Annotated in this window: 17 protein-coding genes; 8 read left to right on the top strand and 9 right to left on the bottom strand. The window is 66.7% G+C overall.

Features of this window, described 5'->3' with window-relative positions; genetic code table 11:
* Positions 1-9: 9 nt before the first annotated feature.
* From TSA1_RS24850 to TSA1_RS24815, 8 genes are all read left to right on the top strand, one after another.
* A complete protein-coding gene (locus tag TSA1_RS24850; protein ID WP_008539997.1) occupies positions 10-315 on the top strand; it encodes an integration host factor subunit beta in 306 nt (101 codons plus the stop codon).
* Positions 316-386: 71 nt separating this feature from the next.
* Positions 387-779: a lipopolysaccharide assembly protein LapA domain-containing protein gene (locus tag TSA1_RS24845; protein ID WP_100178631.1), complete on the top strand. Its 393-nt coding sequence runs from the start codon at positions 387-389 to the stop codon at positions 777-779.
* 65 nt (positions 780-844) lie between these two features.
* A complete protein-coding gene (locus TSA1_RS24840) occupies positions 845-1,504 on the top strand; it encodes a phosphoribosylanthranilate isomerase (protein WP_100178630.1) in 660 nt (219 codons plus the stop codon).
* Complete coding sequence (gene trpB, locus TSA1_RS24835; protein WP_100178629.1) at positions 1,501-2,715, top strand: tryptophan synthase subunit beta; 1,215 nt, start codon at positions 1,501-1,503, stop codon at positions 2,713-2,715. Before TSA1_RS24840 ends, trpB begins: the two co-directional genes overlap by 4 nt.
* A complete protein-coding gene (gene trpA, locus TSA1_RS24830; RefSeq protein ID WP_100178628.1) occupies positions 2,712-3,548 on the top strand; it encodes a tryptophan synthase subunit alpha in 837 nt (278 codons plus the stop codon). Before trpB ends, trpA begins: the two co-directional genes overlap by 4 nt.
* A 172-nt stretch (positions 3,549-3,720) precedes the next feature.
* Complete coding sequence (gene accD, locus TSA1_RS24825) at positions 3,721-4,662, top strand: acetyl-CoA carboxylase, carboxyltransferase subunit beta (protein ID WP_100178627.1); 942 nt, start codon at positions 3,721-3,723, stop codon at positions 4,660-4,662.
* A complete protein-coding gene (locus TSA1_RS24820; protein ID WP_100178626.1) occupies positions 4,659-6,002 on the top strand; it encodes a bifunctional folylpolyglutamate synthase/dihydrofolate synthase in 1,344 nt (447 codons plus the stop codon). Before accD ends, TSA1_RS24820 begins: the two co-directional genes overlap by 4 nt.
* Before the next feature lie 103 nt (positions 6,003-6,105).
* A complete protein-coding gene (locus tag TSA1_RS24815; RefSeq protein WP_174719061.1) occupies positions 6,106-6,846 on the top strand; it encodes a metallophosphoesterase family protein in 741 nt (246 codons plus the stop codon).
* 160 nt (positions 6,847-7,006) lie between these two features.
* Here TSA1_RS24815 and trxA read toward each other — a convergent pair whose 3' ends face one another.
* The 9 genes from trxA to coaBC form a co-directional block, all read right to left on the bottom strand.
* The gene (gene trxA / locus TSA1_RS24810; RefSeq protein ID WP_007598398.1) at positions 7,007-7,327 is read right to left on the bottom strand and encodes a thioredoxin; all 321 of its coding nucleotides are present in this window, start codon (positions 7,325-7,327) and stop codon (positions 7,007-7,009) included.
* Between the two features lie 69 nt (positions 7,328-7,396).
* Positions 7,397-10,906 (bottom strand): double-strand break repair helicase AddA, encoded by a 3,510-nt coding sequence (addA, locus tag TSA1_RS24805; protein ID WP_174719060.1) that lies wholly within the window; start codon positions 10,904-10,906, stop codon positions 7,397-7,399.
* Complete coding sequence (gene addB, locus TSA1_RS24800) at positions 10,900-14,046, bottom strand: double-strand break repair protein AddB (protein WP_100178623.1); 3,147 nt, start codon at positions 14,044-14,046, stop codon at positions 10,900-10,902. The genes addA and addB overlap by 7 nt, the downstream gene beginning before the upstream one ends.
* A 236-nt stretch (positions 14,047-14,282) precedes the next feature.
* The gene (locus TSA1_RS24795; protein ID WP_100178622.1) at positions 14,283-15,005 is read right to left on the bottom strand and encodes a nucleotidyltransferase family protein; all 723 of its coding nucleotides are present in this window, start codon (positions 15,003-15,005) and stop codon (positions 14,283-14,285) included.
* A 118-nt stretch (positions 15,006-15,123) separates the two neighbouring features.
* Entirely contained in the window at positions 15,124-15,441 is a 318-nt protein-coding gene (locus tag TSA1_RS24790; protein WP_024338586.1) for a PilZ domain-containing protein, read from the bottom strand.
* 86 nt (positions 15,442-15,527) lie between these two features.
* Entirely contained in the window at positions 15,528-17,060 is a 1,533-nt protein-coding gene (gene tsaE, locus TSA1_RS24785; RefSeq protein WP_100178621.1) for a tRNA (adenosine(37)-N6)-threonylcarbamoyltransferase complex ATPase subunit type 1 TsaE, read from the bottom strand.
* Positions 17,057-19,561, bottom strand: coding sequence for a sensor histidine kinase (locus TSA1_RS24780; RefSeq protein WP_100178620.1), 2,505 nt, complete (start codon positions 19,559-19,561; stop codon positions 17,057-17,059). The genes tsaE and TSA1_RS24780 overlap by 4 nt, the downstream gene beginning before the upstream one ends.
* Before the next feature lie 191 nt (positions 19,562-19,752).
* Entirely contained in the window at positions 19,753-20,211 is a 459-nt protein-coding gene (dut, locus tag TSA1_RS24775; protein WP_100178619.1) for a dUTP diphosphatase, read from the bottom strand.
* On the bottom strand, positions 20,208-21,659 hold the full coding sequence (gene coaBC, locus TSA1_RS24770) for a bifunctional phosphopantothenoylcysteine decarboxylase/phosphopantothenate--cysteine ligase CoaBC (RefSeq protein ID WP_100181316.1): 1,452 nt from the start codon (positions 21,657-21,659) through the stop codon (positions 20,208-20,210). The genes dut and coaBC overlap by 4 nt, the downstream gene beginning before the upstream one ends.
* Between the last annotated feature and the right edge of the window lie 26 nt (positions 21,660-21,685).

Genomic DNA, 21,685 nt, shown 5'->3' with positions numbered 1-21,685 from the left:
TATCTCTCGATGATCAAATCCGAACTTGTTCAGCGTATCGCCGAGCACAACCCGCATCTGTACCAGCGGGATGTCGAGAACATTGTGAATGCGATTCTCGAAGAGATCGTAGCGGCTCTCGCGCGCGGTGATCGCGTCGAGTTGCGCGGCTTCGGTGCCTTCTCGGTCAAGCATCGCCCCGCACGCGCCGGGCGGAATCCGCGCACCGGCGCCCATGTGCCTGTCGATCAGAAGAGCGTTCCGTTCTTCAAGACCGGCAAGGAAATGCGCGAGCGGCTGAACCGCGACCATCCGGATCCCGGCGCGGCCGACTAAGGCCGGCGTCAGGGTTTCCCGCGGTCGCGCGCGATGTGGCCGGAAGCTTGACTCAAGGCGGACGAAGCGAGATGCGAAAGTTCCTGACCGCGCTGATCTTGATTCCGCTGGGCCTGGTCCTAGTCGCCTTTGCCGTGGCGAACCGGCATTTCGTCACGGTCTCCTTCGACCCCTTCATTTCGGACGACCCCTCGTTCTCGGTCACCATGCCGCTGTTCCTGCTGCTGATCCTGGTGGCGGCGCTGGGCGTCGTGGCGGGTGGCTGTGCCGTCTGGTTCGGCCAGCGGCATTGGCGGCGCGCCGCGCGCCGGCATGAGGCCGATGCGCGGGCTGCGAGGGGCGAACTGGCCGATCTACGGGCCCAGGCAGCCGCGGCAAGGCCCGAGCCCCAGCGACTTCCCGTTTCTTCCGGGATCGGGCTTTACGGGCCTGTCGGGCGAGACAAGCAGCGCGCGACGTTGTAGAAGCGGCCCCGACCGAAAGCCCTGTTTTCCGGCCGCGGCTCGCGGCCTCCATTTGCTTTGAGACCATGTCCCTGCTCGTCAAAATCTGCGGCCTGTCCACACGCGAGACGCTTGAAGTAGCGCTCGACGCCGGCGCCGACATGGTGGGGTTCGTGTTCTTTCCGCCTTCGCCGCGGCACCTGTCCCTGGAGCTCGGGCGTGAACTCGGCCGCCAGGTGAAGGGCCGCGCGCTCAAGGTGGCGCTCACCGTCGACGCCGACGATGCGACGTTCGACAACATCATGGACGCGCTGTCGCCGGACATTTTCCAGCTGCACGGCAAGGAGAGCGTCGCGCGGCTGCGCGACATCAAGCAGCGGTTTGGCCGCCCGGTGATGAAGGCGGTCCCGGTCGAGGTTGCTGCAGATCTTGCCGTGCTGCCTGGCTACGCGGCGGTCGCCGACCGCATCCTGTTCGACGCTCGAGCACCGAAAGACGCGACGCGGCCCGGCGGCCTCGGTACGCCCTTCGACTGGCGCCTGCTCGGAAACCTCGAGCTTAAGCTGCCGTATATGGTTTCGGGCGGCCTTCATGCGCAGAACGTCGCCGAGGCTCTCCGCGTCACCGGCGCGGGTGGCGTCGACGTGTCCTCCGGTGTCGAGAGCGCCCCCGGCGTGAAGGACCCCGAGATGATCAAGGCCTTCATTCGCGCCGCGCGCGCCAGCCAAGAGTTGAGTGTTCGATGAACATCGCCAAGCCAAATTCCTACCGCAGCGGCCCCGACGAGCGCGGCCATTTCGGCATCTTCGGCGGCCGCTTCGTCGCCGAAACTCTGATGCCGCTGATCCTCGATCTGGAGAAGGCCTACACCGCGGCCAAGGCCGATCCGGCGTTCCAGGCCGAGATGAACGGCTATCTCAAGAACTATGTCGGCCGGCCCTCGCCGCTCTATTTCGCCGAGCGCCTGACCGACCATCTCGGCGGCGCCAAGATCTATCTCAAGCGCGAAGAGCTCAACCACACCGGCTCGCACAAGGTGAACAACGTGCTCGGCCAGATCATGCTGGCGCGGCGCATGGGCAAGAAGCGCATCATCGCCGAGACCGGCGCCGGCCAGCACGGCGTCGCCACCGCGACGCTGTGCGCGCGCTTCGGGCTCGAATGCATCGTCTACATGGGCGCCGTCGACGTCGAGCGTCAGCAGCCCAACGTGATCCGCATGGAGATGCTGGGTGCCACGGTGATGCCGGTGCAGTCCGGCACGCGCACGCTGAAGGATGCCATGAACGAGGCGCTGCGCGACTGGGTCACCAACGTGCACAACACCTTCTACTGCATCGGCACCGTCGCAGGTCCGCATCCCTATCCGATGCTGGTGCGCGACTTCCAGTCGATCATCGGCAACGAGACCAAGACGCAGATGCAGGAGGTCGAAGGACGCTTGCCGGATTCGCTGGTCGCCTGCATCGGCGGCGGCTCGAATGCGATGGGCCTGTTCCATCCGTTCCTCGACGATCCCTCCGTCGAAATCTTCGGCGTCGAAGCCGCCGGCCACGGGCTCACACAGCTGCATGCGGCCTCGATCGCGGGCGGCCGTCCCGGCGTGCTCCATGGCAACCGCACCTATCTCCTGATGGATGCCGACGGCCAGATCCAGGACGCGCATTCGATCTCGGCCGGCCTCGATTATCCCGGCATCGGCCCCGAGCATTCCTGGCTGCACGAGGTCGGCCGCGTGAACTATCTCTCCGCGACCGACGACGAAGCCCTCGCCGCGTTCCAGCTGCTATCGAAGCTCGAAGGCATCATCCCCGCGCTCGAGCCCGCGCACGCCATCGCCAAGGTGATGGAGCTCGCGCCGAAGCGGCCGAAAGACCACCTGATGGTCGTCAACCTCTCTGGCCGCGGCGACAAGGACGTCCCGCAGGTCGGCGACATCCTGAGGGGCAAGAAGTGACCACGCGCATCGACACCCGTTTCGCCGAACTGAAGAAGCAGGGCCGCGCGGCCTTCGTGACCTATGTGATGGCCGGCGATCCCGATCTCACGACGTCACTCGATATCGTCAAGGCGCTGCCCAAGGCAGGCGCCGACGTCGTCGAACTCGGCATTCCCTTCACCGATCCGATGGCGGATGGTCCCTCGATTCAGGCTGCCGGTCTGCGCGCGCTCAAGGCCGGCATGACCTTGAAGAAGACGCTTGAACTGGTGCGTGACTTCCGAAAGGAGGACAATATCACGCCGCTGGTGCTGATGGGGTATTACAATCCGATCTACATCTACGGCGTCGACAAGTTCCTGGCTGATGCCAAGACATCAGGCGTTGACGGCCTGATCATCGTCGATTTGCCGCCGGAGGAAGACGAAGAGCTCTGCCTGCCCGCGCTGAAGGCCGGCCTGAACTTCATTCGCCTGGCGACCCCGACCACCGACGACAAGCGCCTGCCCGCGGTGCTCGCGAACACGTCAGGCTTTGTCTACTACGTCTCGATCGCCGGCATCACCGGTGCCGCGGCCGCGGACGCCAATGCCGTCGGCGAAGCCGTCGCGCGCATCAAGCGGCATACCAGGCTGCCGATCTGCGTCGGTTTCGGCATCCGCACGCCGGAGGCGGCGCGCGCCATTGCCGAGAAGGCCGATGGTTCGGTGGTCGGCACCGCGCTGGTCGATGCGCTCAAGAACAGCCTCGACGCCGACGGGCGGGCGACCGCCAAGACCGTTAATGCCGTCGCGGAGTTGACGGCGGCCCTGGCCCGGGGCGTCAAGGGCGCGCAACAAGCGGCCGAATAGGCCATAATTCCGCTTTGGCTTTTAAGTTTGAGCATGATCTCGTCGGAAAACCGCTTCACACTTTTCCGGATCATGCTCTAACGCGGGTGACGCGGCGGCTTGCCGGGCAAAGGCCCGGCCGCCATATATCCCTTCAGGCGGTCCCAAGCGGGGTCGCGTATCGGAGCAAACCATGAACTGGCTTACCAATGTGGTCCGGCCGAAGATCCGCAACATGCTGCGGCGGGAGACGCCGGAGAATCTGTGGATCAAGTGTCCGGATTCCGGGCAGCTCGTGTTCTACAAGGACGTCGAGGCCAACCAGTTCGTCATCCCCGGCTCGAACTACCACATGCGCATGGGCGCGGTGGCGCGCTTGAAGTCGATCTTCGACAACGAGACCTGGTTCGACGTCGCGCTGCCCGACGTCACGCCCGACCCGCTCAAGTTCCGCGACGAGAAGAAATACGTCGATCGGATCAAGGACGCGCGGGCGCGCACCAATCTGAACGACGCGATCAAGGTCGGCTACGGCAAGCTCGAAGGCTCCGCCGTCGTCGTGGCCGTGCAGGATTTCGACTTCATGGGCGGCTCGCTCGGCATGGCCGCGGGCGAGGCGATTGTGCGTGGAATGGAGCTCGCGGTCGAGAAGAAGTCGCCGTTCATCGTGTTCGCCGCCTCCGGCGGTGCGCGCATGCAGGAGGGCATTTTGTCGTTGATGCAGATGCCGCGCACCACGGTCGCAGTGCAGATGCTGCGCGAGGCAAAGCTGCCCTACATCGTCGTGCTGACCAATCCGACCACCGGCGGCGTCACCGCATCCTACGCGATGCTGGGCGACGTGCAGATCGCCGAGCCCGGCGCGCTGATCGGTTTTGCCGGCGCGCGCGTGATCGAGCAGACCATCCGCGAGAAGCTTCCCGAGGGCTTCCAGCGCGCCGAGTATCTCAAGGAGCACGGCATGGTCGACATGGTCGTGCATCGCCACGAGCTGCGTCCGACCCTGGCGCGGCTCTGCCGCCTGCTGACCAAGGCGCCGGCGCTGGAAGGCGCATCGAGGCCGACGCAGGCCGTCACGAGCCCGGCGCAGATCGTATCGGCCGCTGAGACGGCGCCGGCTGCGCCCCACGCGTGAACGCACCCCCTGACAGCACGAAGACGCCGCTCGGCGAATTGATCGGGCGGCTGTCGGCCCTGCATCAGAAACGCATCGATCTGGGCCTAGAGCGGATGCACCGCCTGCTCGAACGGCTCGGGCATCCCGAACGCAAGCTGCCGCCGGTGATCCACGTCGCCGGCACCAACGGCAAGGGCTCAACAGTCGCCTATCTGCGCGCGACGCTGGAGGCCGCAGGCCTGCGCGTGCACGCCTACACTTCGCCCTATCTCGTCCGCATCAACGAATGTTTCCGGCTCGGCCGTGTCGGTGGCGGCGCGCTGGTCGGCGACGACGAGTTGCGCGCCGCGTTGGAAGAGGTCGAGCGCGTCAATGCCGGAGAGCCGGCAACGGTATTCGAGTTGAAGACCGCCGCGGCCTTTCTCTTGTTCGCGCAGAACCCGGCCGATGCGGTGCTGCTCGAAGTCGGCCTCGGCGGCCGTCTCGATTCGACCAATGTGGTCGACGCGCCTGCGGCGTGCGTGATCACGCCCGTCAGCATGGACCACATGGATTTCCTCGGCGATACGCTGGCGTCGATCGCGGGCGAGAAGGCGGCGATCATCAAGCGCGGTGTGTCCGTGATTTGCGCCGAGCAATTGCCGGAGGCGATGGCCGTCATCGAGGCACAGGCCAGGCGCATGCGGGCGCCGCTGTTTGCCGCGAACGAGAGCTGGCACGTCAATGTCGAGCGTGGCCGTCTCGTCTATTCCGACGACCGCGGCCTGATGGACCTTCCGGCGCCGCGTCTGTTCGGCCGTCACCAATTCGCCAATGCCGGCCTTGCCATCGCGACGCTGCGCGCGATCCCGCATTTCAAGGTGAGCCACGCCGCGTTCGAGGCCGGCATCGTCGGTGCCGAATGGCCGGCGCGGATGCAGCGCATCACCTCGGGCGAGCTGCTCGCTTGGGGTCCGCAAGGTTCGGAAATCTGGCTCGACGGCGGGCACAATGCCGAGGGCGGCCGCGTCGCCGCAGCCGCGCTCGGCGATCTCGAAGAGCGGGTGTCGCGGCCGCTGGTCGTCGTCGCAGGCATGATGGCCAACAAGGATGCGCAAGGCTTCCTCGCCAATTTCGCCGGCCTCACCCGCCACATCGTCGCGGTGCCGATTCCCGACATGGAGAACGCGATGCCGGTCGACCGCCTTGCGGATGCTGCGCGCAGCCTCGGCATGCGCGTCGAGATCGCGCCCGGCATCGAGGCCGCGCTGCGCGCCCTGGCGAAGCTCGCCTACGAGACCCCGCCGCGCATCCTGATATCAGGCTCGCTCTATCTCGCCGGCCACGTGCTCGGGCTCAACGGCACGCCTCCTGCATAGTGGTTGCGTAGCCCGGATGGAGCGCAGCGCAATCCGGGAGGTCTCGCCAAACCGATAGATTCCCGGATTACGCTGCGCTCCATCCGGGCTACGGGAAGTGCCAATGCGTTTTGCCGCAATCGCCGACGTGCACGGAAACCACCTCGCGCTGGAGGCGGTGCTCGCCGACATAAGCGCGCAAGGCATCACCGACATCGTCAATCTCGGCGACATGCTGAGCGGCCCGCTCGACGCGCGCCGGACCATCGAGATGCTGATGCCGCTCGATGCCGTGCACGTGCTGGGCAATCACGACCGCTACCTGCTCGACCGTCCTCCGGAGAAGATGGGTTCGTGGGACCGTCCCGCCTACGAGGCGCTCAACGAAGCGCAGCTCGACTGGCTGCGTGCACAGCCGATGACGCGCGTGTTTCGCGGTCAGGTGTTCCTCTGCCATGCGACGCCTGAGAACGACGAAGTCTATTGGCTGGATACCGTGCATCCCGACGGCACGGTGGCGCTATCGCCGCTCGACCGCATCGAGCAATTCGCGCAAGGCATCACGCAGCCGCTGATCCTCTGTGCCCACACTCATCTTGCCCGAGCGGTGCGGCTTCGCGACGGCCGGCTGATCGTCAATCCCGGCAGCGTCGGCAGTCCCGGCTATCGCGACAAGCATCCAGTCCCACATGTCGTCGAGGCCGGCACGCCGCACGCGCGCTATGCGATCCTCGAGCTGGTGAACGGGGCATGGCAGGTGACGTTCCGCCACGTCACCTATGATCACGAGGCGATGGCCGCCCTCGCACGCCGCAACGATCAGCCGGAGCTCGCCAACGCGCTGGCGACCGGGTGGATCAAGTAGTCGTCGTCGCGTAGCCCGGATGAAGCGCAGCGCAATCCGGGAATCGTGCCACAACCCATGACGGCCCCGGATTACGCTGCGCTCCATCCGGGCTACGCAAAACAAAACGGCCGGCAAGTCGCCGGCCGTTGCAGAATTTCTCAGTCACTCGCGTCGCGGCTCACACCGCCGACGTGATCCACTGCTGCAGCTTCGCCTTCGGCGCCGCGCCGACCTGGCGGGAGGCCATCTCACCGCCCTTGAAGATCATCAGGGTCGGAATCGACATCACGCCGTACTTCGAGGCGGTCTTCGGGCTCTCGTCGACGTTCAGCTTCACGATCTTGACCTTGTCGCCCATCGCGCCGGCGATCTCGTCGAGGGCGGGGGCGATCATGCGGCACGGGCCGCACCACTCGGCCCAGAAATCGACGACGACAGGGCCGTTTGCCTTGAGCACCTCGGCTTCGAAATCAGTGTCAGAAACCTTGCCAACGGCCATGGGAGTACCTCACTCGGTTGAAAGAGAATCGGCGCGACGTGGAATCGCGCCCGGGATCATGGCGTCAACCTATGAACGGCTCCTTGCCGGGTCAAGGAGGCTCACACCGAGATGAAGGGATGCCAGCGCCGCGTCCAGCGCGGGGGCTGAAATCTCCATATATTCAAGGGCCTCGGTCCAGAGCAGGACAGCCCGAATGGGCTTTTGGGGATAAAGCCGCGCCAGCACGGCCCGGTACAGCGCAAGCTGCCGGACATACGCGACAGGTGCCTCGGCCGCGCTCTTGGGCGCCGCCTGATTGGTCTTGAAATCGACGATCAAAATTTCCTCGGGTCGAACGACCAGCCGGTCGATCTGCCCCGACACCAGCGCCGGGGTGCGGCCCGGCCGCGCCAGCCGGCCGGCGATGGCGACTTCCGCCCGGCTGCCGTTGGCAAAGACCGGCGCAAAGCGTGGCTCGGTGATCAAAGCGAGCACCTTGTCGGCCAGCGCGGTGCGGTCAGCTTCGGTCCAGTCAGCAGCATTGCGCGCCATGAAGCCGAGCGCGGCCTCGCGCCGGCGCTCCGGGGCGATATCAGGCAGGGATTGCAGCAGCCGATGCACCAGCGTGCCGCGCTGCAGCGCGAGCGCGCGAGACTGCACCGATTCGCCTGACCGGACGCTGCGGCCCTCATCGGCCAACTGGCCGGACGGGCGCACTGGATCCTCGTCGACGGCCTCACGCGGTGCCGGGGCTCGCAGCCAGTCCGGCAAAGTGATCGTTTGATCCATCGTGCCTGCCGGCATGCCCAGCGCCGCAGCATCCTCCGGCCGGGCGAACCGCGTCACCTTGCCGAGCGGCGTCTCGACCACCTGCTTGTCGAGCCCCGAGCCGGCGAGCCCGGTGTCGATGAGGTCGTACCAGCTCAGCTTGCGCACCGTCCTCATATTGCCGGGCATGCAGCCGCCGACGATCAGCCGGTCGGCCGCGCGCGTCATCGCGACATAGAGCAGGCGGCGATACTCGTCTTCCGTCTCCTCGAGCATGGCCTTGCGCGCGTCCGCGACCGGCTTGGGATCATCCGCCTTGCGCCCGGCCCAGACCACGACCTCGCCGCCATTGCCGCGCGGAACGTGGATCAGCCGCACGCGCTGCGAGTCCGCCGGCGACGACGTGGTGTCGACCATGAACACGACCGAAGCCTCCAGGCCCTTGGCGCCGTGCACGGTCATCACCCGCACCTCGTCGCGCGAGATTTCCATGTCGCGCTTCACCTCGGTGTCGGCCGAGCGCAGCCAGGCCATGAAACCCTGCAGCGAGGCCGGCGCCTTGCGCTCATAGTTCAGCGCCAGCTCCAGGAACTCATCGAGCGCGTCGTTGGCCTCGTGACCGAGCCGGCGCAGGATGCGCGCACGGCCGCCGTCGCCCCCGAGCAGCCAGGCGTAGAAGGCGAACGGCGTCTCCTCGCGCGCACGCATCTCGCAGGCTTCGAGGCGCCGCAGCACCGTCGCGAATTTCTCAGCTGTAGCCGCATGCTCGCCCAACGCGCGACGCAGCGATCCCTTGCGCTTATGGGCAAGCTGGAACAGATCGTCGTCGTCGAGTCCGAACAATGGGCTCTTCAAGGCGACCGCGAGCGCGAGATCGTCCTGTGGCAGCAGCAGCGCATCCGCGAGATTCATCAGATCGATGATGCCGATGTGCTCGGTCAGCTTCAACCGGTCGGCACCGGCGACCGGAACGCCGGCGTGCTTCAGCGCCTGGATCACGGCATCGAACGCATTACCGCGGCGGCGCACCAGGATCAGCATGTCGCCATAGCGCAACGGCCGCCGTTCGCCCTCGTGCCCCGTCAGCGTGCCGCTCTCGACCAGCCGCTTGATCTCGGTCTGGATACGACGCGCGAGCTTGACTTCGGGGCTGGTGGCGGCGACGCCGTCGAACGGCGCGCGCCAGCCCTCGATCTCCTGCCGGTCGTCGGCTTCGGCCAGATCCCACAGCTCGATCACGCTGGGGCCGGCATCGGCCAACGCATTGTGCAGGGGATGGCCGATCTCGACCGAATGGATGCTCTTGTAGATCTGGGGATCGCGGAAGACGTGGTCGACCGAATGCAGGATCGCGGCGCCCGAGCGGAATGAATAGGTGAAGGCAACGGGATCGAATTTCAGCCCGGCCGCGCTGAACTTGCGATGGAGCTCGCGACGGCGCGCGTCGAACTCGCGCGGAGCCGCCCCCTGGAACGAGAAGATCGACTGCTTCTCGTCGCCGACGGCGAAGATGGTGCGGTTCAGCCCTTCGCGCGCGCCCTCGCCAGCCGTGAATTCGGAGATGATGTGCGCGATGATGTCCCATTGCCGTGGGCTCGTGTCCTGCGCCTCGTCGATCAGCACGTGATCGACGCCGCGATCGAGCTTGTAATGCACCCATCCCGAGGAGACGCGGTCGAGCATCGCCAGTGTCTTGTCGATGAGGTCGTCGTAGTCGAGCAGGCCCCGCTCCTGCTTCTCGCGGCGATAGTTTGCCGCAGCCGCGGTCGCGATATGCAGCAGGGCCGCGGTGCGGTCGCGCATCGTCACGGCGCGGCGCTTCTCGACCAATCCGCTGATACGCAGCGCCTCGTTCTCGAACAGGCGCGCGACGGACGGGTTATGCTCGCCGAACTTCTTGGTCAGCACCGCCTTGCGCGGCAGCTTCTCGTCGGTGAGGAAGACGGACAGATAGGCATCGACCTGCGCGCTGCCGGAAAACACTTTGGCCTCGCGGAGCCGGCCGGCCTGGTCGTTGTCGGACTTGCTGCCATCCTCCAGCGCAAAGGCGATGTCATCCCAGCGCGAGCGCGGCAGGTAGGGTCCATCGAGGATCTCCATCTCGACGTCCTCGATGCGGTCGCCAGCATCGACACCCAGCGCCGCGGCCATCTGCGCCGCCGCCGCTTCGACGTTGCCGGCACCGTCCGTCCAGGCCATGAAATGATCGCGGCTGAGACACGCCTCGCGCACGACCTCCTTGAAGGTGACGTCGGCGGCGTTCGCCATCGCGGTCAGCAAGGCGCGGCCCGTGACGCTGTCAGGCGTGCGCGCGGCCTCAAGCAGCACCTTCAGATTGGCGCGCTCCATCATGTCGGTCTGGTCGCGCTCGTCGATCACGGAGAAGCGCGCGGGCACGTTGGCCTCGAACGGGAATTGCTGCAGCAGGCGCGTGCACAGCGCGTGGATGGTCTGCACCTTCAATCCGCCCGGTGTCTCCAGCGCGCAGGCGAACAGTTTTCGCGCGTCACGCCGCAGTTTCGCGCCGGGGTGGGGAATGCCGACCGCGCGGATCGCGGCGTCGAGCGCGGTGTCGTCCAGCGTCACCCAATGACCAAGCGTGGTGAACACGCGTTCGGCCATGTTGGCCGCCGCGGCCTTGGTGAAGGTGATGCAGAGAATTTTCTCCGGCGGTACGCCCGTCAGCAGCAGGCGGATCACGCGCTGCACCAGCACGTGCGTCTTGCCCGAGCCGGCATTGGCCGACACGAAGGCCGACGCAGTCGGATCGGACGCGCGCGCCTGCCGCGCGCGCACCTCGTCGGGGATGGGGCGCGGCAGCTTCACCATTCCTCGATCCCCAATCCGCCGGCCGCAGACCATTCCTTGATCCGGGCGAGGTCGTCATAGGCACCGTAGCGGTTCGTCCACATCGGCAGGTTCAGCGAGGTGTACGGCTGATTCTCGTCGTCGAAGGCGCGGATCAGCGCTTCCAGCTTGGCCCGCGCCTCCGCGGCGGCCGCATCCGGCGGCTGCGGTTCGTCGCCCTGCTTGTATTTGAGCTCGAGGATACGTTCTTCGCCCGGAGGATTGTTGCCGCTGAGGCGGACATAGACCAGCTGGCTCACGGAAGCACCTGCGTCGATGCCGGGAAAGCCGCCCTCGCGCAGGATCGCCGCCTCAAGCGTCAGCTGTGGTGACAGGCCCATGCGCACCTGCTTGCCGGTCGGCGGCTGTCCGGTCTTGTAGTCGAGGATGGCGTAGCCGCCGCCCTGGCGCCGTTCGATGCGGTCGGCGCGCGCGGAGAGGGTAAAACTGCGCTCGTTGTCGAGCCTGATCGAGATCTCGCCGCGGGTCTCCGCGACGATGGCCGCGATCGCATCACGGCGCGCCGTCTCCCATTCGCCGAACCAGCGGGCGATGCGCTGGAAGCGCGGCCACCACAGCGCGCGCGCCTCGGGCCGCTCCATCAGCGGCGCAAAATGCTTTTCGCCGATCACGCGCAGCACGCGGGCGGGATCGTCGGGCAGGCGTGTCGCAAAGCTCTCGGTGAACTCGCCGATCGCATCATGGATCGCTGAGCCGCGGTCGGCGGCCGACAGCGGCATGTCGACGGGATCGAGCGCATCCAGCCACAGGATGTACTTTGCGTAGATCGTGTAGGGATCGCGCAGCCAGTCCTCGATCGCGGTGACCGACATCTTCAATGGCCGCGTCGCGCGTGGTGGCCGCGGCTCGGGCTGCTTGATCGGCTCGACCTTGTCGGGCTGGTCCAGCCTCTCTGCAAATCGCACGTAGTTCTCGCCCGCACGAATGGCTGCCTTCCAGAGATCGTCGCCCGCGACAGCCTCCAGCCGATGCAGGAAGCGCGAGGCCACCGCCGGCGCGCCGCCGGCCTTGGCGGAATGGGTGAGGATCACCTCATTGCCGCCGAGCAATTGCGCGAAGTCATGCGCGGAGAGGCCGATACGCCGCTCCGGCAGATCGAGCCCGAGCTCGTGCCGCATCGGCCGGCTGAGCCAGGGATCGATCCGCGGCGCCGGCGGCCAGACGCCCTCGATCAGCCCGCCGACGATGATGCGGTCAGCCTGCATCAGGCGCGATTCCAGCGGGCCGTAGATCTGCAGCCGCGCGCCGGGCTTGTCGCGCCGCCGCACCGCGCGGTCACTGAACGCGGTCTGGAAAACGTCGGGGTAATCAGGCAGCGGCACGATCAATCCGCTGGTCGTGCCGCCGCGCAGGAGATCGTCGAAGGCGGCAGCGAGCGCAAGGCCCTCGCGCTCCTCGAAGGCGAGCGGGATGCCCTGCTCGTCGCACGACAGCACGATCATGATCTCGCGATGCCGGTGCGCGAGCTCGGCGAAGTCGTACGGTTTCGAGGGCGGCAGGCTCTCGATCGGAGCGAGCGCTTTCTGCAAGGCATCGATCAAGGCCTGGATGCGATCGAGTTCCTCGGCCTTGAGGCGCGCGCGCGGCTCGGCGCGGTGCAGCGCGGAGACCTCGCCACGCCACAGCTTTGCCAGCTCCTCGCGAAAGCGGTTGAATTCGCGCGACAGGCCGCTGGTGCCGGCTGGCGGGCGCGTGCCGCGCAGGACTGCAAGCTCGAGGTCCTCGATCGCCGCCCTCCACGCGCCGGGCGCGCGGCCGAGGCGGCACAGCGGATGCTTCAGCATCGCCAGCAGCGTCGGCGGCTCCAGTCCCTTGGTCGCCGCCTCCGCCGTGAGGCGCGCGAACACGCCGGCGGAGGTTTCCATCAAGACGTCGCCGCCGGAATCGTCGAAACTGAGTCCCCATCGGGTGAGCGCAGCCATCACCCGTCGCGCCAGTGCGCGGTCGGGCGTCACCAGTGCCGCCGATTTGTCGAGATGCCGCGCCTCGCGCATCGCAATGGCGATGGCGAGCGCCTCCATCTCCGGATTGGGAGCTTCGACGACGGCGAGGTTCTTCATGCCGCCGGAGATCTTCGCAGCGACATCCGGCTGCTTCAGCCGGTCGTGCCAGACTTCCGTCTTGGCGGAGGGGCGCATCGATTCGGAGGCGAGCAGGTCGCGGCCGCCTGCGGACGGCGGCTGAAGGATCTCGACGTCGCTGCGCTTGATGCCGAGGCGATCCAGCAGCGCATGCATGGCGTATTGCGGATGGTTCGAGGCCGGATGCTGCGCGAATTTGCCGAGCGAGTCTCGCACGCCACCAATCGTTCGCCAGGCGTCTTCGTCGAGATCGGTGTCGAGGCCCGGCAGCACCACCGCGCCATGCGGCAGCGACGCGACTGCTCGGAGAAATTTTGCGGTGGCCGGCATCGAGCCGGTCGAGCCGGCCGCGATGACAGGTCCGTTCGGATGCGCGGTCAGCCGTTTGGCCTCAGCCGCGATCAAAAGATCGCGCCGCGCTGCCGGCTCGATCCGGTTGATCTCGGCGAGATGCTGGGGCCAGGCGATCCGCGCGATGCGCAGGAATTCGAGGGAGTGCTGCCAGTAGCGATCGAGGTTATCAGGCACGAGGCCGTCGAGCGCGTTCCAGTCTACGCCGCGCGTCACCATGTCGTCGATCAGGCGCGCGAGATCGCCGGCCAGCGCCAGCGTCGAGGCGGGGCCGCCGACCACCAGCGGCGACAGCACCGGGCCCTTGGCCCAGGCCGCGACCAGCTGCGCCAGCGTCAGCCGGCGTTCGAGCTCGCCAAGCCGCGGCGGAATGTCGAGCGGCGTCGCGCCGGAAAACTGCTCGGCTTCATCGGCGAAGGCGAGCTCGTCCTCGTCGATGTCGCCGAGTGCCACGATGCGCGGCAGCACGACGGCATCCGTCTTCATCTCGTCGAGGAAGATCTCGCGGACCACGCGCATCGCGCGGCGGGTCGGCAGGTACAGCGTTGCGTCCGCCAGCCGCGCCGGCTCCTTGCGCGCCTCGAATCCATCGACCAGCCGTCCCTCGAGCAGGGCCGTGACGACCGTGCGCAGGAACGGAACTGAGATGGGAACGCTGAAAACGCGCATGAGCTGCCTGATTCGGGATCAGGCGCCAATATAGGGAGGCGGACTCAAATGGATATGGGTGCAGGGAGATAGTCCCCGCTGTTCGCCGGGCCGGAACAGGTGTCGTAGGGTGGGTTAGACGGCGGCTGCGCGAAGCGCAGTCCGATGGCGTAACCCACCACTTCCGCCGCCATGGACATAGAAGAGGTGGGTTACGCTGACGCTAACCCACCCTACGGCACCGTGTTCGAGGCGAATTACGCCACGCTCTCCAGAAACGCCTCTTCCGCGGCGTGCACGGCCTCAGGCGTGCCGACATGCATCCAGACGCCGTCGAGGCGCAGGCCGAACAGCCGCTCCTGCTCGCCCGCGCGGTCGAACATCCTGGTCAGCGAGAACTCGCCTTGCGGCGCGCCTTCGAAGATCGCGGGCGACAGGATCGCAGCGCCGGCATAGACGAACGGAACGACCTCTTTTTCCTTGCGCTTGCGCAGCGCGCCGTCGGGCAGCATGCCGTAATCGCCGCGGCCGCTGTAGCCGATGCTGGTCGCGGTCGGCGCCATCAGCAGCAGGATGTCCATGCGCGCGGGGTCGAAGTTCTCCGCAAGCCGCGTCAGGTTCGAGCGCACGCCGTCGATCCACAGCGTGTCGGAATTGACATGGTAGAACGGCGCATCGCCGAGCAGCGGCAGCGCCTTGACCACGCCGCCGCCGGTGCCGAGCACCTGGTCGCGCTCGTCCGAGATGGTGACGCGCGGATGCTGGCGCGAGGCAACGTGATCGATGATCTGGTCCGGCAGATAATGCACGTTGACCACGGCCTCGGTCACACCGGCCTGGCCGAGTTTGTCGAGTACGTGGTCGAGCAGCGGCTGGCCGGCGACCGGCACCATGGGCTTCGGCATCTTGTCCGTCAGCGGACGCATGCGCAGGCCGAACCCTGCGGCGAGCACCATGGCTTTGGTCGGTTTGACGGACATCCTTCGCTTTCTCAGACCTTTCGCGTTCGCAGCAATCCTAACACGAGGTTCGATCAGCCGCACCGCATCTCAACCGCCTTAACCACCCGCCGTGACGGTTGTACGACGGGTGTTGCCGTCATGCCCCGACGGCTGTGGAACGCGCCTTTTTCTTCTTGTCGCCGACCTTCAGGAAATTGACGCCGATCTGGTCGCCATTGACCCAGGCCAGCTCGCAGCGCCGGTAGGCCAGCCCGGTGGACGACAGCAGCAGAAAGAACTCTTTCAGATGCAGACCCTCGACCGAGCCGTCGATGGTCAGCTTGGCGCCGCTGTCAGAGACGTCCTCCATGGTGCAATCGCGCCGCCAGGTCCCGTCGATTCCCATCATCTGGGCCGGGATCCCACGCTCGAAAACAACCCGGCTGTTGCCGCGCTGGTCCGTCTTTACCGCCATCTGCCCGCTCCAGCCCGTATTTTCTCGGCTGCCTGGCCGCCAGAATACCGACGTCTTGGCTAACAGCCGGTAAATCGGGCCTCGAATCAGCCTTCTGAAGCCCTTTGGGGCGGGGGAACGTTGGCGAGATACCAGTCGCGCAGGAAGCCCAGCGCGGGGTGGGCCAGCGAGCGCTGCAGATAGGTCCAGATCCGCGGCTGGTGACGCAGATAATGCGGCTTGCCGTCGCGGCGGTTGAGGCGAGCGAAGGTGCCGAGCAGCCGCGTATTCCGCTGCGCCGACATGATCGCGTAGAGCTCGGCGAAGCCGGCCGCATCGAAGCCTGCATCGTTGGCGCGGCGCGCCTTGATGTAGCGCGACAGCAGCGTCAGCTCGATGTTTTCAGGGACGTCGATCCGGGCGTCCTGAAGCAGCGACACCACGTCATAGGATTGCGGACCGAGCACGGTATCCTGGAAATCGATCACGCCGACGCGCCCGATGCCGGTGCGTGTCCCGAGCCAGATCAAATTGGGCGAATGATAATCGCGGATGATCCACGTCCTCGGCGCGGCCAGCGGCTTCTTCAGCAGCTCGCGCCACATCGCGAAGAACTCTGTGCGCGCCGCCTCGCTCAGCGGCGCGTTGCGATCGGGCAGATACCATTCCGGCATCAGGCCGATCTCGATCAGCATTGCCTCGACGTCGAAGACGGGGATCTCATAGGTCTGTCCGTCCAGCGGCAGCGTCTCGGGCAGCGTCTTGCCGTGCAGCGCGGCCAGCGCGTCGGTCGCGACCTCGTAGCGCTCGACGATCGGTCGCGGCGGATCGCCTTCGATCACGCCCTCGCTGCCGAAATCCTCCGAGATCAGGAAGCCGTGGTCGAGATCGAAATGATGGATCGCGGGCGCCGAGAGCCCCTGCGCGCGCAGGCCTTCGTCGATGGCGACGAAGGGTTTGATATTCTCGGCGAGATGAACCGCGGCGCTGTAGGATTTTCCGTTGTAGAGCGCCGCACCATCGGGCCGTTGCGGAGAATTCATCAGGATGACGACGCCGTCGTCGCGCAGCAGCCGCGCATAGGAACGCGTCGAGGCGTCGCCGGCCATGCGCTTGCGCGTTGCGTCGATATATCCGGATGCATCGAGGAATTCGCGCAGCGCCTGCAACCGCGCAACGATGGCGGCGCTCTTGCCGTAACCGGTGATGTCGGCCGCGCGCGCATTCGAGCCCAGCGCCGGCCGATGCGTCAGCGCGATGTCGATGCGATCGGCGGGCATGGCCGACGGCGCGCGCTCCGGCCATTCGATCAGGACGAGCGTCGCATCGGGAAGCGGCGACAGCCCGATCTCCTCGAGCTCGCTTTCGTCCTCGACGCGGTAGAGGTCGGCGTGCAGCACCGGGAAGGGCGGCAGCTCATAGCCCTGCACCAGCGTGAAGGTCGGGCTCGGTACCTCCAGCTCGTCGTCGCCGGCGAGATAGCGGATCAGGCTGCGGGCCGCCGCGGTCTTTCCCGCGCCGAGATCGCCGGTGAGGGTGATGACATCGCCCGGTCCGACCAGCAGTGCGAGATCGGCCATCAATTGCGCGGTCGCCGTCTCGTTGTGGAGCGCGACGGAGAATGTCGTGGGTTGGGTCATTCGGCGGCGTCGCGATGCGCCGCCTGGTCGGTCGGGAAATCGCAGATCACGACCGTGCCGCGGCCGACGATCGAATCCACCCGCACCTTGCCGCCATGCAGCTCGACGAAGGAGCGCACCAGCGAGAGGCCGAGTCCGGCGCCGCGGTGACGCGAGCCCTGCGAGCGGCTTTCGAACCAGTTGAACACCTTGTCCTTCATGTCGGCAGGTATTCCAGGCCCGGAATCTGTCACGGTGAAGACCACGCTGCGTTCGGTGCGCCGTGCGCTGATACCGACGGTGGAATCCTGTGGAGAAAACCCGACGGCGTTGGCGAGGAGGTTATAGAGCACCTGCACCACGCGCTTCTCGTCGCCGACGAAGCTGCCGACATCGGGCGCGATCTCGACCTTGAGGCGGATGCGGTCGGTGGCGAGCCGGTCCTGGATGCCCTCGGCGGCGAGCTCGATGGTCTTGCTGACGTCGACGGGCCCGAGTTCCAGCTTCATCGCGCCGGCATCGATGGTGGCGAGATCGAGGATGTTGTTGGTGAGCGCCAGCAGCGCGTTGGTCGATTTGGTGACGTAGTCGAGATATTCGGCCTGCTTCGGCGTCAGCGGCCCGGTCGAGGGGTCGCTGAGGAAATGCGCGAAGCCGATGATGGTGGTCAGCGGCGAACGCAGCTCGTAGGAGACGTGGTGGACGAAATCCACCTTCATCTGGTCGGCGGCCTCCAGCGCCTCGTTGCGCTCGCGCAGCGCGCGCTCGACATTCTCGGTGTCGGTGATGTCCTGGAACGTCAGCATGGTCGCGCCGTCATGCAGCGGCCGGATCATGCCGTCGAGCACGCTGCCGTCCTTGCGCTCCAGCTTCAGCGGTACGTCGGCGCGGCTCTCGATCGAGGTGACGGCTTCGCGGATCTGGCGCCAGACCGCGGGGTCGTCGAACAGTTGATGGCACCAGCCTTCCACCGTCTGGATGTGCGGCTCGTCGCGCATGGCATCGGCGGACAGCTTCCACATCCGGACGAAGGCCGGGTTGAACAGCTGCGCCTTGCCGTTGCTGCCGAACACCGCGACGCCCTCGGCGAGGCTGTCCAGCGTCTCGCGCTGGACGCGGATCATGCCGTCGAAGCGGCGGGCCAGCTCGAGGCTCTCGGTGACGTCGTCGAACAGATAGGTGACGCCGCCTTCCGGATTCGGCGTGGTGACGACCGAGAGCGCGCGGCCATCCGGCAGGTACCAGGTGTCCTTGGCAGCCTCGACCGCACGATACGCCTCGTGCAGCTTGGCTTTCCAGGCGCGGAAATCGGGCTGCTCCGGCAGCTTGCGCGCGGCGCGGAGCTGGTCGAGCACGCTCGAATCATCAGGGTTGGCGTCGAGGAAGCTGCGATCGAGGTCCCACAGCCGGCGGTAGGAATCGTTGTAGAAGGCAAGGCGGCGCTGGCCGTCGAATACGGCAACGCCCGAGGAGAGTTGGTCCAGCGTACGGCGATGCGCCTCCGCCATCCGCACCAGCGCCGAGCTCAGCGCATCGGCTTCGCTGGCATCGATGGCAACGCCGACGCTGCCGCTGCCGACATTGACCGCGCGCACGTCGTAGATGCGCCGCTCGCCGCCGATCACGATCGGCAGCCGCGAGGTGAAGCTCTCGGCGTCCTTCAGGCCCCGCTCCATCGCGGTGCGGTCGGCGCTGTCGAGCAATTCGAGCTTGCGCTCCTGTGCGTCGGTGACGCTGGCCGCCTCGGTCGCGCGCACATAGGCCGGGTTGGCGAAAGTGAGGGCCCCGTTCTCGCCCTTGGCCCAGATCGGCCAGGGGGCGGCGGCGGCAAAGCCGCGCAGCATCTCGGTCTCGTCCGAGAGCGCCTTGTAACGCAGATTGGTCTCGGCCAGATCGCGGCGGAGCCCGGAGAGTTCGCGAATCCGGACAATGGCCTGGCCGCCGATGGCGCGGCCGATTGCTTCTAGCGTGTGGCCGTGAGCGGTGGTCAGCGTCAGCTGGAACCCGTCGCCGCGATCACGCAGCGCGTCGACCGCGTGGTCCATCTGCAGCGCCGGTTCCGGCGGCAGCCAGGTTCCGAAGGCGAGCACGCGTTGCGGCGAGGAGTCGCGCGGCAGCACCATGGAGATGTCGCCGGAAATCTGCGCGCGGTTGTCGCCGGCGGGCCAGGAGATCAGGATCTGCGGCTCGGCGAACAGCAGCGCCCCGAAGCGGTCGGCCTGCAGCTGTAGTTCCCCGATCCGGGCGCGCAGCCGCGCCTCGTTCTTCGCGGTCCGCACCCGCGTCCGCATCAGCAGGATCGCGGCCATCACCGAGAAGCCGAGCAGCGCCAGCGCGGTGGCGAGCACCGCGAGTTCCTGCCGGTTGAAATCCAGCATGATGGAGAGGGTGTCGATGAGGTCGGCGGCCTCGGCCGGCGCAGCCGGCAGCAGCGCTGCGAGAGCGCCTCCCAACAGGCCGTTGCGCGCAAGCGATGTGCACGACAGCAGCGTCCGACGCATCGACACGATCACGCCTGACATAGTTGCCCCAAGACCGCACGAATCTACGCGCGGCGACCCCCGTCGCGCGCGAATCAAAGGACAATACCCTCACCGTGACTCCGCCGGTAAGAGTCCAGATCGTGAACGGAAAAGCGGTCCCTAAAAAATGCCGGGCGGGGTGTTCCAGCGTACGTAGTTCTTCGGGATGATTCGGCTGGAATTGCCGCGTGTTAGCGTCCGGTCGAGCCAAAGCCGCCGGCGCCGCGATCGGTTGCTGCCAATGTGGCGACGGGAATCAGCGCGGCCTGCACGACGGGTGCGATCACCATCTGGGCGATGCGCTCGCCGCGCTTGATCACGAACGGTGCAGCGCCGTGATTGATCAGGATCACCTTGATCTCGCCGCGATAGTCCGCGTCGATCGTGCCCGGCGAGTTCAGCACGGTGATTCCGTGCTTGGCCGCAAGCCCCGAGCGCGGGCGCACCTGCGCCTCGTGCCCGGGCGGCAGCGCGATCGCAAGGCCCGTTGGCACCAGCGCATATTGGCCGGGTGCGAGCGTCAACGGCTCGCTGTCCGCCACCGCCGCCATCAAATCGAGCCCTGCGGCTTCCGCGGTTTGATAGGCCGGCAGTGGCAGGCCATCGGCATGCGCCAGTTGCTGCAGTTCGACCGCGACCTTCGTGCTCAAGACGCCGGCTCCAGGGATTTGTCGGTCACGCTCTTTGCGATATGCGCGACCAGTTCGATGGCGACTTGTTCTTTGGTCATCACCGGCCAGGAATCAACTGCAATCTCGCCGTCCTTCTCGCCATTCTTCCGGCTTATCAGATGCACGGTGTTGCGGTCGCCGCCCATCACGCCGGTCGCCGGCGAGACGTCGTTGGCGACGATCCAGTCGCAGCCCTTGCGGGCGAGCTTGGTCTTGGCGTTGTCGATCAGATGCTCGGTCTCGGCGGCAAAGCCGATCACCAGCGGCGGGCGCTTGTCCGTCAGCTTGGAGATCGTCGCGAGAATGTCGGGGTTCTCGACCAGCTGAAGCGGCGGCATGCCGGCCGAGGTCTTCTTCAGCTTCTGCTCGCCCTCGCTCGCGACGCGCCAGTCGGCGACGGCGGCGGCGAAGATCGCGATGTCGGCGGGAAGCGCTGATTGCACCTGCTCCAGCATCTGCCGCGCGGATTCCACGTGCTTCACCGTCACGCCGGCGGGATCGTCGAGATCGACCGGGCCGCTGACCAGGATCACCTCGGCGCCGGCGGCCTGCGCGGCCGCGGCAATGGCAAAACCCTGCTTACCGGAAGAGCGGTTGGCGATGTAGCGCACCGGATCGATCGGCTCGTGGGTGGGCCCTGCGGTGATCAGCACGCGCTTGCCGGCGAGCGGCCGCGGCACCGGCGGCCGCAACAGGCGTTCGGCGGCATTGGCGATCTCGATCGCTTCCGACATGCGGCCGACGCCCGCTTCGCCGGCCTCCGCCATCTCGCCGGAATTCGGCCCGACCAGCACCACACCGTCGCGCTGCAGCTGTGCGACGTTGCGCCGGGTCGCCGCGTTGCTCCACATCAGCGGATTCATCGCCGGCGCCAGCAGGATCTTTCGGTTGGTTGCGAGCAGGATGGCGCTGGCGAGGTCGTCGGCATGGCCGTTCGCCATCTTCGCCATCAGGTCTGCGGTGGCTGGCGCCACCACGATCAGGTCGCAGTCGCGCGCCAGGCGAATGTGGCCGGCGTCGAACTCGCTCTGGGGGTCGAACAGGTCGGTATAGACGCGCTCATGTGACAGCGCGCTCACGGCCAGCGGGGTGACGAATTGCTGCGCGGCCTTGGTCAGCACGCAGCGGACCTCGATGCGCCGCTCCTTCAGCCTTCGGATCAGGTCGAGCGACTTGTAGGCCGCGATGCCGCCGCCGATGATCAGGGTCACGCCGGCCTCGGGAAGGGCGCCGGTGCGCTGGGGCGTCGGGCTGGTCGATGGTGCCGGCGGCGCCGAAAACGGCGTCAGCGGCTCCTCGCGGCCCTCGATCAGCTCGCGCAGGATGACCCGGACCTCTTCCTCGACCGACCTGTGATTCTTGGCCGAGCGCAGCCGCAAATAGGTTTTGACGCCCTCGTCGAGCTTGCGGATGGTCAGGCTTGCCACGGCGCCCTCCAGCACGGAATGATTGC

Source organism: Bradyrhizobium nitroreducens (assembly GCF_002776695.1).
GTDB lineage: Bacteria > Pseudomonadota > Alphaproteobacteria > Rhizobiales > Xanthobacteraceae > Bradyrhizobium > Bradyrhizobium nitroreducens.
The sequence above is the reverse complement of the archived record's forward strand: the minus strand, read 5'-3'. Positions and strand labels throughout refer to the sequence as shown.

What these genes read in the sequence shown, in the direction of transcription:
- TSA1_RS24850 (WP_008539997.1), top strand. Translation starts at nt 10, where the DNA reads ATGATCAAATCCGAACTTGTTCAGCGTATCGCCGAGCACAACCCGCAT.
- TSA1_RS24845 (WP_100178631.1), top strand. Translation starts at nt 387, where the DNA reads ATGCGAAAGTTCCTGACCGCGCTGATCTTGATTCCGCTGGGCCTGGTC.
- TSA1_RS24840 (WP_100178630.1), top strand. Translation starts at nt 845, where the DNA reads ATGTCCCTGCTCGTCAAAATCTGCGGCCTGTCCACACGCGAGACGCTT.
- trpB (WP_100178629.1), top strand. Translation starts at nt 1,501, where the DNA reads ATGAACATCGCCAAGCCAAATTCCTACCGCAGCGGCCCCGACGAGCGC.
- accD (WP_100178627.1), top strand. Translation starts at nt 3,721, where the DNA reads ATGAACTGGCTTACCAATGTGGTCCGGCCGAAGATCCGCAACATGCTG.
- TSA1_RS24815 (WP_174719061.1), top strand. Translation starts at nt 6,106, where the DNA reads ATGCGTTTTGCCGCAATCGCCGACGTGCACGGAAACCACCTCGCGCTG.
- trxA (WP_007598398.1), bottom strand. Translation starts at nt 7,327, where the DNA reads ATGGCCGTTGGCAAGGTTTCTGACACTGATTTCGAAGCCGAGGTGCTC.
- addA (WP_174719060.1), bottom strand. Translation starts at nt 10,906, where the DNA reads ATGGTGAAGCTGCCGCGCCCCATCCCCGACGAGGTGCGCGCGCGGCAG.
- addB (WP_100178623.1), bottom strand. Translation starts at nt 14,046, where the DNA reads ATGCGCGTTTTCAGCGTTCCCATCTCAGTTCCGTTCCTGCGCACGGTC.
- TSA1_RS24795 (WP_100178622.1), bottom strand. Translation starts at nt 15,005, where the DNA reads ATGTCCGTCAAACCGACCAAAGCCATGGTGCTCGCCGCAGGGTTCGGC.
- TSA1_RS24790 (WP_024338586.1), bottom strand. Translation starts at nt 15,441, where the DNA reads ATGGCGGTAAAGACGGACCAGCGCGGCAACAGCCGGGTTGTTTTCGAG.
- tsaE (WP_100178621.1), bottom strand. Translation starts at nt 17,060, where the DNA reads ATGACCCAACCCACGACATTCTCCGTCGCGCTCCACAACGAGACGGCG.
- TSA1_RS24780 (WP_100178620.1), bottom strand. Translation starts at nt 19,561, where the DNA reads ATGTCAGGCGTGATCGTGTCGATGCGTCGGACGCTGCTGTCGTGCACA.